11 protein-coding genes are annotated in these 11,016 nt (G+C 31.7%); all 11 read right to left on the bottom strand.

What is annotated here, in order from left to right:
- Nucleotides 1-12 precede the first annotated feature (12 nt).
- Nucleotides 13-1,257 (bottom strand): tetratricopeptide repeat protein, encoded by a 1,245-nt coding sequence (locus HMPREF2629_RS02545; protein WP_017176297.1) that lies wholly within the window; start codon nucleotides 1,255-1,257, stop codon nucleotides 13-15.
- Nucleotides 1,258-1,263: 6 nt separating this feature from the next.
- Complete coding sequence (aroA, locus tag HMPREF2629_RS02550) at nucleotides 1,264-2,562, bottom strand: 3-phosphoshikimate 1-carboxyvinyltransferase (protein WP_017176296.1); 1,299 nt, start codon at nucleotides 2,560-2,562, stop codon at nucleotides 1,264-1,266.
- 10 nt (nucleotides 2,563-2,572) lie between these two features.
- Nucleotides 2,573-3,637 carry a 3-dehydroquinate synthase gene (gene aroB, locus HMPREF2629_RS02555; protein WP_017176295.1) on the bottom strand — a complete coding sequence of 355 codons (1,065 nt, stop codon included), beginning with the start codon at nucleotides 3,635-3,637 and terminating at the stop codon, nucleotides 2,573-2,575.
- A 37-nt stretch (nucleotides 3,638-3,674) separates the two neighbouring features.
- Nucleotides 3,675-4,841: a chorismate synthase gene (gene aroC / locus HMPREF2629_RS02560; protein ID WP_017176294.1), complete on the bottom strand. Its 1,167-nt coding sequence runs from the start codon at nucleotides 4,839-4,841 to the stop codon at nucleotides 3,675-3,677.
- A gap of 229 nt (nucleotides 4,842-5,070) precedes the next feature.
- Entirely contained in the window at nucleotides 5,071-5,523 is a 453-nt protein-coding gene (gene ndk / locus HMPREF2629_RS02565) for a nucleoside-diphosphate kinase (RefSeq protein ID WP_017176293.1), read from the bottom strand.
- Between the two features lie 120 nt (nucleotides 5,524-5,643).
- Complete coding sequence (locus HMPREF2629_RS02570; RefSeq protein ID WP_017176292.1) at nucleotides 5,644-6,600, bottom strand: polyprenyl synthetase family protein; 957 nt, start codon at nucleotides 6,598-6,600, stop codon at nucleotides 5,644-5,646.
- A 29-nt stretch (nucleotides 6,601-6,629) separates the two neighbouring features.
- Nucleotides 6,630-7,331: a demethylmenaquinone methyltransferase gene (locus HMPREF2629_RS02575; RefSeq protein ID WP_017176291.1), complete on the bottom strand. Its 702-nt coding sequence runs from the start codon at nucleotides 7,329-7,331 to the stop codon at nucleotides 6,630-6,632.
- Nucleotides 7,331-7,912, bottom strand: a complete 582-nt coding sequence (locus HMPREF2629_RS02580; RefSeq protein WP_017176290.1) for a heptaprenyl pyrophosphate synthase subunit A — start codon at nucleotides 7,910-7,912, stop codon at nucleotides 7,331-7,333. Before HMPREF2629_RS02580 ends, HMPREF2629_RS02575 begins: the two co-directional genes overlap by 1 nt.
- Before the next feature lie 188 nt (nucleotides 7,913-8,100).
- Nucleotides 8,101-8,373: an HU family DNA-binding protein gene (locus HMPREF2629_RS02585; RefSeq protein ID WP_002449794.1), complete on the bottom strand. Its 273-nt coding sequence runs from the start codon at nucleotides 8,371-8,373 to the stop codon at nucleotides 8,101-8,103.
- Nucleotides 8,374-8,541: 168 nt separating this feature from the next.
- Nucleotides 8,542-9,540 carry an NAD(P)H-dependent glycerol-3-phosphate dehydrogenase gene (locus tag HMPREF2629_RS02590; RefSeq protein WP_061544422.1) on the bottom strand — a complete coding sequence of 333 codons (999 nt, stop codon included), beginning with the start codon at nucleotides 9,538-9,540 and terminating at the stop codon, nucleotides 8,542-8,544.
- Nucleotides 9,541-9,554: 14 nt separating this feature from the next.
- Nucleotides 9,555-10,865, bottom strand: coding sequence for a ribosome biogenesis GTPase Der (gene der, locus HMPREF2629_RS02595; protein WP_017176288.1), 1,311 nt, complete (start codon nucleotides 10,863-10,865; stop codon nucleotides 9,555-9,557).
- Nucleotides 10,866-11,016: the final 151 nt, after the last annotated feature.

Consider the following 11,016-nt stretch of genomic DNA (forward strand, 5'->3'; position numbering starts at 1 on the left):
TTAACACCCACTCTAGTCATTCAATCTACTCAATTCTTCATTCCAAGTTTCATTAGTTGGATCAATGATTAATAACTCGTTAAGCAATACTTTAGCTTTATCTTTTTGGCCAATTTCAATTAAATAAAAATAATAATCGCTTAAGAATAAACTCTGAGATTTCAATGTCGGATAAGCCAATTCATAGAAATGTTGGGCTTCAGTATCTCTTTCTTCTTCCCCATATGCATGTGCTAAGTGCCACATAAAAACAGGGTCAAGATCTTCTTCATCTACATAAGATAGGAGTGAAATGATGGCTTCATAATCTTCTTCTTGGCGGAATAAATCACTTAAGATAAGTAAAGGTTCATGGTAAGCATTATCTACTTCAAGTGCTTTTTTAAGAAGTTCTACCCCCTCATTCGCATCTCCATGTTCAATTTCTAAACTACCGGTAGAAACCATGAGCTCTTTATAAAATTGATTAAGACGTAACCCTTCTTTACCTGTTTCAATCGCATCTGGATAATTTTTTTCATTTTCATATAAAGATTGTAAATAAAAGTAACCTTGAATAAAGTCTGGATCTTTAGAAAGAAGTGTAGTCATAATTTTTATAGCTTCTTGAGTTAAATCATTTTTTTCATATGCGATAGCTTTTTTGAAAAAGTCATCAGAGATCATTTCATCTTCACTAATCTCATCAAATAACTGTATAGCATCACTATAATTTCCACTTTGTAATGCACAATCAGCCATTCTTGAAAATAAATTAATTCCATTTATTTCATATTCGCCTGTATCTAAAACAACTTCATATTCTCGTGTAGCACGAAGGTATTGTCCATCAAAATAAAGTAATTCTGCTAAAGCAAAATGAATAATTGGGTCATTAGGTTCTAATTCACGCGCTTCAGTTAATTTATCAATAGCAACTTCAGTCATATTGATTTGTTGATATAAGTCGGCTTCTAACATTAATTTTTCAGGTGACAATTCAACTTGATTTAAATATTCTAATGCTTCGTCTGTCTGATTTTCAGACATAAGCCCTTCGATAAAATAAATTAATAGTTCACTTTCATCTGGATACTTATGATATAACGTTCTAAACACTTCAAGACCTTGAGGTGTTAATCCAAAGTTATATAATGTTTCTCCTAAAATAAATAAAGCATCATCATTATTGGAAGTTAATGCTTCATTTACACGTGTATCTAAATGATCTAATTTTTGAAGATTGATATCGTCTATTAATTTATAGATATCTTCCATAATATTTTATCCCTCATTTTCTAAAAGCTTTAATTTCGGCAAGAAACCAGGGAATGATACATTTACTGCATCAAACTGACGTATCGTTAATGGTGAATCACTTAAAATAGATGCGACTGCAAGCATCATGCCAATTCTGTGGTCAGTTAAGCTATCTACTATAGCATTTCTAGTTAATTTAGAGGGATGAATAATTAATCCATCCTCAGTAGCTTGTAATTTAAAACCTAGTAAATTAAGCATATCTGCAGTTGTATCAATACGATTAGTTTCTTTTACCTTTAATTCCTCTGCGTCCTTAATCATACTTGTACCAGAAGCTTGAGTGCATAACAAAGCAATAATTGGCAATTCATCAATTGCTTTAGGAATTAAATCTCCTTCAATTGTGATGGGTTTCAAGTTGTTCGTATACTGAACTCTAATCGACGCAGTTGGTTCTGAAGACTCTGTAACATTAAATAACTCAATGTTACCATTCATTTGTTCAACGATATCTATAATACCTGAACGTGTAGGATTGATGCCAACATTATGAATTGTAATATCACTTCCCGGAGAAATCAAAGCAGCTACAATAAAGAAAGCAGCTGAAGAAATATCTCCTGGTACTACAAAATCTTTAGGTTGAATATTGCTTATAGCATAAGGAGATGTTGTAATCACTTTTTGATTTACTTGTATTGGAATTTGATAATGTTTAAACATCGTTTCAGTATGATTTCTACTTATGTCTAATTCTGTAATTTGTGATGCATCTTTTGAAAATAGACTTGCAAACAAAATTGCACTTTTAACTTGAGCACTTGCGACTTCCATTTGATAATTGATGCCATTAATGGCTGAAGGCTTAATAATAAGTGGTGTATAGTTATTTTCAATACCGTTAATATTTGCATTCATTAATTTTAAAGGTCTTAAAACACGATTCATAGGTCGTTTTCCTATCGATGCATCTCCAGATAAGACACACTCTATGCCCAATCCACTTAAAAGACCAGCAAGTAAGCGCGTTGTTGTACCAGAATTTCCAGTATATAACGTTTGATGTGGTATATTGAAATGTTGATATCCTGGAGAATTAACAATAAGACGATGTTCTTCAATTTCAATCTCCACACCTAAGAGTTTAAAAATTTCAATCGTACGTAAACAATCTTCACCTAGAAGCGGTTGTTCAATAATTGATTTACCTTTAGCGAGTGACGATAGCATAATTGCTCTATGCGTCATAGATTTATCTCCGGGCACTTCTATCTCACCCTTTAATGGACCATGAATATCTATTATTTGACTTGTTGTCACAGTATTTCACCTACTCTACTAATAATTGTAGTTGTTTAAATGATTGCTTCAATATATTTTTTTCTACATGATATACATTAGGTTTGCCTAATTTCTCGAGTAGAACCATTTGAATACCTTCACCATTATTCTTTTTATCTGATAACATATATTGATACATTTCTTCAAAATCAATCTGCTGGATTAAATTCAGCGGATAATTTAATTGATTCATATAATTAATGTAATGTTGAATATCAAATTGTGTGCCAAGAAGATGATTTGCCACAATAAATTGATAAATCATCCCAATCATAATGGCATGACCATGAGGTATTTTATACTTATATTCTACTGCATGTCCAAAGGTATGACCTAAATTTAAATATTTTCTAACATTACTTTCTTTTTCATCTTTTATAATAATGTTTAGTTTTGTTTTTATGCCCTTAAAAATAAATTGATCCATATCTTTAAGTGATTCAAGTGTTTTTCTATCTGAAAAGTGTTTTTCAATATCTTCTGTAGCAACTGTGCCAGTCAATAAAGCATGCTTATACACCTCAGCGTATCCACTTAAAATTTCATGATAAGGTAAAGTTTTTAAAAAATCCAAATCATATATGACTGCTTTAGGTCTATAAAATGCGCCTATAAGATTTTTACCATGGGAAGAATTTATTCCAACCTTACCTCCTACACTTGAGTCATGCGCTAATATTGTTGTAGGTACTTGTATAAAATCAACACCTCGTAATAAAGTAGAAGCTAAGAATCCTGTAAAATCTCCTGTGGCTCCACCACCTATAGCAACTAAACAAGTATTACGAGTAAGATTCATTCCTAGTAGTTGTTCCATGATAGCTTGATAATGATTAAACGTTTTCATTTTTTCGCCGGCAGGAACGATAACTTTTTGAATGTTTGAATTGTGACATATTGTTTCAAATTTATCTCTAAAATTAAAATCAACAAATTCATCTATAATTAAGAATACTTTATCGTAATCTTGAATATATTCGGATAAATATTTAAATGCATGATGTTCTACAATAATTGGATAATTATTACTGTGATATGTGGTTTGTAATTGCATGATATACCTCATTTCTAAAGGTTAATTAAAAAGATGTTTAAAATTCTATATTTAACTTTCTACGTTCTTCAATTTGTTCTTTAAGTTGATCGATATGATTAGATTGGAATTCTTCTAAAAGAGCTTTAGCAACTTCAAAAGCAACGACATGCTCGCAAACAACACTTGCTGCTGGAACTGCACAACTATCTGAACGTTCTATAGTTGCTTTAAAATCTTCTTTAGTATTAATATCTACAGAATTTAAAGGTTTATATAAAGTTGGAATAGGTTTCATAACGCCATTTACAATGATAGGCATACCATTAGTCATTCCACCTTCAAAGCCACCTAAATGATTAGATCCTCTATAATAACCTCTTTCAGAATGATATAAAATTTCATCTTGAATTTCGCTTCCAGGTTTTTCAGCAGCTTTAAACCCTTCACCAAAGCTGACACCTTTGAAGGCATTAATACTTACAACACCTTGCGCAATACGTCCATCGAGTTTACGATCATAATGCACGTAGCTACCTACTGCAACTGGCATATTTTCAACCATAACTTGAACTACGCCACCTATAGAGTCGCCTTCCTTTTTAGCTTCATCAATTTTATCTCTCATTTTTTGAGCAATCGATTCATCAATCACACGTACATCATTTTTATCGATATTTTGTTTAAATGTTTCTGTATCGTATAACCCTTCATCTTTAATTCCACCAATTTCTACAACACGACTATACATATGAATGTCTAGTTGAGAAAGTAAAATTTTGGACACTGCTCCTACAGCTACGCGTGCAGCTGTTTCTCTTGCAGAAGAACGTTCAAGTACATTTCTCAAATCACGATGATTATATTTCATACCGCCAATTAAGTCTGCATGACCAGGTCTTGGCTTTGTAATTGTACGTTTCATATTTTCTCGTGCTTCGTCACTAATTGGTTCAATACCCATAATATTTCTCCAATGAGTAAAATCATCATTTTTAACTACAATTGTAATTGGACTACCTAAAGTAAAGCCATTTCTTACACCAGAAACAATTTCTACTGCATCTTTTTCAATTTGCATTCGACGTCCTCTACCGTAGCCACCTTGACGCTTAAACATTTCTTTATTTATCTCCTCAGCTCTCATTTCTAAGTTAGCTGGAACACCTTCAATAATTACTGTTAGTTGTGGACCATGGGATTCTCCTGAAGTTAAATATCTCATGAATAATAGCTCCTTTCCTTTACCACTTTAAATAGTATTATGTATTATTTGTTATCATATCATATTCAACGAAATTACATAACTAGTGTAGAATAATTGGTGTTTGAAAATTCAAATAATTTCATATAAAAAAGTACCTAAGACAACTGTTGTCTTAGGTACTTTCTAACATGTTGGCAGTCAATGGTTGAATGGAAAATAAATTCCAGTTTATTCCAATTTTAAAAAATTATTCTTCATAAAGCCAATTTTCCCTAATAGCTTCGTAGCTATATATTTCATCATCATTAAACCATAAATTGATTTCTCTTTCAGCAGATTCTACAGAGTCTGATCCGTGAATAATATTTCTCCCTACTGTTAAACCATAATCGCCTCTTATAGTACCGGGATCGGCTTCAGTGGGATTTGTTTTTCCGATAATATGTCTAGATACCGCAACTGCGTCTTCTCCTTCAACAACCATGGCAAACACAGGTCCAGAAGTTAAAAATGAAACAAGTTTATGAAAAAACGGCTTCTCTGTATGTTCAGCATAATGTACGTTAACAGTATCTTTAGTTGGAATTATAAATTTACCGCCAACTATTTTTAAACCTTTTCTTTCAATTCTAGAAATAATTTCTCCTATTAAATTACGTTGTACTGCATCTGGCTTAATCATTAAAAAAGTGCGTTCCATTATACAAATCCCCCTAATTAAAAAAATTGATTTAATATGTATAAATACATTTAATAGAAAACAACCTACTACTACTAAATACTAACAGGTTGTTAAAGCGCTTTCAACTTTTTTCTATTTTTAAGTATTTCTAGATCGCATTCTTTTAATAAGCTTTCTAAATAAATTTTGAGCATTTGGTTCCTCTAATTGATCAATTAAGTCGAGTGCTTTATTTAAATAGTGATCGCTCACTTCTTGAGATTGTGTGATACTATTTGAATTCTTGATTTGATCAATAAGTGGGCCAAATTGATTTTTATTTGTCAGGTGTGATAACTCAGCAATTTGTTTTTTGAAAACCGGGTCTTTTTTCATCTCTAATAAAACTGGTAATGTAATATGGCCATTCATTAGATCACTACCCACAGGTTTACCTAATTTTTTCTCAGTACTTGTAAAATCTAAAATATCATCTACAATTTGAAAACTCATTCCAATATAATGACCAATCATTTTTAATTTTCGAATCGTCTCATTATCAGCTTGTGATGTTATTGCACCAACTTCCGTTGAAAGTTGAATAAGCAACGCCGTTTTTCTATTAATACGTCTCAAATAGTTCGTAATATTTTGATGACTATTAAATTGGTCTTGGAATTGGAAGAGCTCGCCTCTACAAACATCAACAATTGCGTTAGAAATAATAGTATGAACACGATGATCTTCAATTTTAGAAAGTTGTTTTAAACCTAAAGCTAGTAAGAAATTGCCAGTTAGGATAGCGGTAGTAACATCCCATTTTTTTTCAATCGTCAATTTACCACGACGTTTATCACTTTTATCAATCACATCATCGTGCACAAGTGTTGCCATATGAATTAATTCTAAAGCTACTGCAACATGATACGTATCTTCAGTAATTTTTTTTGGTCCAAACTGACTACTAAGAAGAACAAATGCTGGACGCACTCGTTTGCCACCCGAAGATAATAAATGAAATGCTGCTTCTTGTAATACAGAATCATTACTTTTAATAGCATTTTTTAAACGCTTTTCAACATTTTTAATTTCACTATTCATACTTAACTTTGCCACATTAATCACCTTTTATTTAGTAGAACTTTCTATTTATAGCCAAGGTGCATTGCAGCAACGCCACCTGTAAAGCTACGAACTTTTACATGACTGAAACCAGCCTGTTCAAATAAACGCTTTAATTTAGTTTTATCTGGAAAATTGAATGTAGATTGTTGTAACCATTCATATTCTTCCTTAGATTTAGCAAACAACTTCCCGAAAATAGGCATCACAAATTTAAAGTAAAGTTTATAAACTTGTTTAAATACGGGTAATGTTGGTTGACTTGTTTCTAAACATACAATCATACCGCCTGGTTTCAATACGCGATTTAATTCTTTTAATGTTGCTAAATAATCAGGCACATTTCTTAAACCGAAACCAATGGTTACATAATCGAATGTGTTATCTTCAAATGGTAAATTCATAGCATCGCCGTGCACTAAGTGAATATTAGGCATTGATTTAGTTTTTTCTTTACCAACTTCAAGCATATTTTCACTGAAATCTAAACCTGTAACTTCTCCATTAGGTCCTACTGCTCTACTTAAAGCAATGGTCCAATCTGCTGTACCACAACATACATCAAGTGCTTTACTTCCAGGTAACACATTCATATCTTTCATTACATGTTTACGCCATATTTTATGTTGTTCGAAGCTTATTATATTGTTCAATCGATCATATTTTTTAGAAATATTTTGAAAAACCGTATGAACTTGTTCTTTTTTTGCATTATTTTCAGTCATTAATTATTACCTCTACTTTTCTCTTTATCGCTTTGCTTTATATGTTTAATAATTTGGTTGATTTCATCTTCATCATATTCACTTAAATAAGAGGGATAATATTGATGTACCCCATTAAATAATTTTTCAAATATTTCATATTGAGAGATCTCAATATCTGTAAAATGAGAAATAGTTATAAAAGGGAAAAGTGTTTCTATATCTAACACAGCCTTATATATATCATGACGCTCGAGTGAATGATGATGCAATGAAGTTTTAAGCTCATTAGATTTGATAATCGCTTCACTCATTAGTCTTTGATATGATACATCACCAATTTCAGATATTAAAGTATAAAAATGAGCACTTAATAAGTCACCAATTAGAATTGATTTCTTAGATAATTTATTTTTAGAAATATCATCTAGATGCTTCATTGAAGTATCAATAGTGAGGCAGGCAAGTTTAGCATTTTCTGGAATATTAAAATGATCTAAAACATCACTTAATCCTTTATTAATGTGAATTGCTTCATATTCATTAATTCCTTTAAGCCTTTGAGTAATTTGTCTATTTAATTTGCTTAATGTTCTTTCCATGTTCACACCTCACGTTAGTATCAATATACATATTAACATTATATTCATAAAAATAAAATATAGTGCTTATGACGAAAATAACTTCATAGTCGCTTCACAGTGAATTGTACAATTATAAATAAAACATATGTATTTAGAATTAAACAATATATAAAATAAAAAGCCCTTATAGGGCTTTTTTAAGTAAATTATTTTACAGCATCTTTTAATGCTTTACCAGCTTTGAATGCTGGAACTTTACTTGCAGGAATTTCGATTTCTTTACCTGTTTGAGGGTTACGTCCTTTACGTGCAGCACGTTCACGTACCTCGAAGTTTCCGAAACCAATTAATTGAACTTTTTCACCTTTAGAAAGTGAGTTTTGAATTGATTCGAAAACAGCATCTACTGCTGAACCAGCTTCTTTTTTAGTTAAATCAGCTTGTTCTGCAACCGCATTGATTAAGTCAGTTTTATTCATTATGAGTTCACCTCCGGATGAATGATAATGATAAATTTATATCATTATGGTATGACTTTAACACAATAATTCCCTTTACCGCAACGATTTATATACTTAAAACGTTGAATTGTCAGTATTTCGTGAATAATTTTATAAAATATTTGTGTTAAATAGCAAAATTACACTTTATTCAGCTTTTTTATCTCGCCCCATTAAATCTTTCACGCTATCTTTCACTGGTTTATCTTCAAATAATACTTTGTATAAAGCATTGGTTATTGGCATATCAACATTTTGAGACTTCGCTAAATGATATACTGAATTTGTTGTGTAAATTCCCTCAACAACCATATTCATTTCGTTAAGTGCTTCTTCAGTCGTTTTACCTTTTCCTAATTTATATCCCAAAGTATAATTTCTTGAATGAGTAGACGTACACGTTACAATTAAATCACCAATGCCACCAAGACCTAGAAAAGTCATAGGATCAGCCCCTAGCTTTTCACCTAGTCGACTAATCTCAGCTAAACCTCTTGTCATTAAAGCCGCTTTAGCATTATCACCATAACCCATTCCAGCAACAATACCACTTGCTATAGCAATAATGTTTTTAAGTGCACCACCTAGTTCTACTCCTATCAAATCATTATTAGTATATACTCTTAAGTAATCATTCATGAATAAATCTTGAATAAGTTTACTTATGTGTTCATCTTTTGACGAAGCTGCAACAGTTGTGGGTTGTTTAATTACAACTTCTTCAGCATGACTTGGTCCAGATAGTACCCCTACGCCATTTTTATGGTTCTTAGATACTGAATCTTCAATCATTTCTGATACACGTTTAAATGTTTCATTTTCAATACCTTTTGCAACGTGAATAAACGTTTTTTTAGTTTTAATATGTTGATCAATTTCAGTCACAACATTCCTAATTGCTTTTGTAGGTAAAGCAATTAAAAATATATCTGAAAAATTAACTGCTTGTTCTAATTGACTTGTTGCTTTAATCGTTTCATTTAATGTTACGTCTTTCAAGTACCGTTTATTTTGATGAGATTGATTGATTTCATCTACAGTATTTTCATTTTTCCCCCACATTAAAACTGAATGGCCATTCTCTGCTAAAACATTTGCTAATGCAGTACCAAAACTTCCTGTACCAAAAACCGTAATCTTAGTCATCTTAATCTCTCCTCTTAGTTTCTTCTTCTAGGGATGATATGAATAGGCGTTCCTTCAAAACCAAATGCATCTCTAATTTGATTTTCGAGATAGCGTTTATAAGAAAAATGCATTAACTCAACATCATTTACAAATACAACAAATGTTGGTGGTTCAATAGCCACTTGAGTAGTATAGAAGACATTTAAACGTCTACCTTTATCTGTAGGTGTAGGATTCATTGAAATAGCATCTGTTACTACTTCGTTAAGTGTTGAGCTTTGAACACGTTTTTTGTGATTTTCACTTGCTTCTCTAATATAAGGGAAAAGTGTTTTTAATCGTAGTCGCTCTTTTGCCGATACGAAAGCGATAGGTGCATAATCTAAAAATTGAAATTGATTACGTACATCGTCAGCAAATTTTTTCATGGTATTAGTATCTTTTTCTACAGCATCCCATTTATTTACGACAATCACCATTGCTTTTCCTTCTTCATGAGCATATCCAGCAACACGCTTATCTTGTTCAATAATTCCTTCTTCGGCATCAATAACTAATAACACCACATTTGAACGCTCAATTGCTTTTAAAGCTCTTAATACAGAGTATTTCTCAGTTGATTCATATACTTTACCTTTTTTTCTCATACCTGCTGTATCTATTAACACATAATCTTGTCCATCATAGCTATACTCAGTATCTACAGCATCTCGAGTTGTACCTGCTACATTTGATACAATAACACGTTCTTCACCTAAAATGGCATTTACTAAACTAGATTTGCCCACATTTGGACGACCAATAATAGATAAACGAATAGTGTCATCATCATATGGATCACTATCTTCTTCTTTAAAATGTTTAACGACTTCATCTAATAAATCACCTAGACCTAAACCATGTGAACCAGAAATTGGATAAGGATCGCCAAAACCTAAAGAGTAAAAATCAAAAATATCACTTCTCATTTCAGGATTATCTACTTTGTTTACTGCTAAAACAACAGGTTTTTTTGATTTATAAAGTAATTGAGCTACCATTTCATCACTTTGAGTGAGACCTTCCCTTACATTTACCATAAAGATAATTACGTCTGCTTCATCAATAGCGATTTCTGCTTGAGCTCTTATTTGTGTTTGGAAAGGTGCATTTCCGATTTCGATGCCTCCAGTATCAATGATATTAAATTCATGTGTTAACCATTCGCCTGAAGAATAAATACGATCACGCGTAACACCTGGAGTATCTTCAACAATTGATACACGTTCACCTACTACTCTATTAAAAATTGTAGACTTACCCACATTAGGTCTACCTACAATTGCTACAATAGGTTTAGTCATAAGCTAACTTCCTCTCTTTCTAAAATCTCTATAATTTTATCATATGCAATGATGATTTAAAAACAAGTATATATTGTCATACGATAGATAGTGAGTAAAGATAAATAAAAAAGGTTTTACGTCAAATCGGACTGATGAGTCCAAATATTGA

Origin of the sequence: Staphylococcus sp. HMSC034C12 (assembly GCF_001835895.1) — a bacterium.
In the GTDB taxonomy this organism is placed as follows: domain Bacteria; phylum Bacillota; class Bacilli; order Staphylococcales; family Staphylococcaceae; genus Staphylococcus; species Staphylococcus hominis.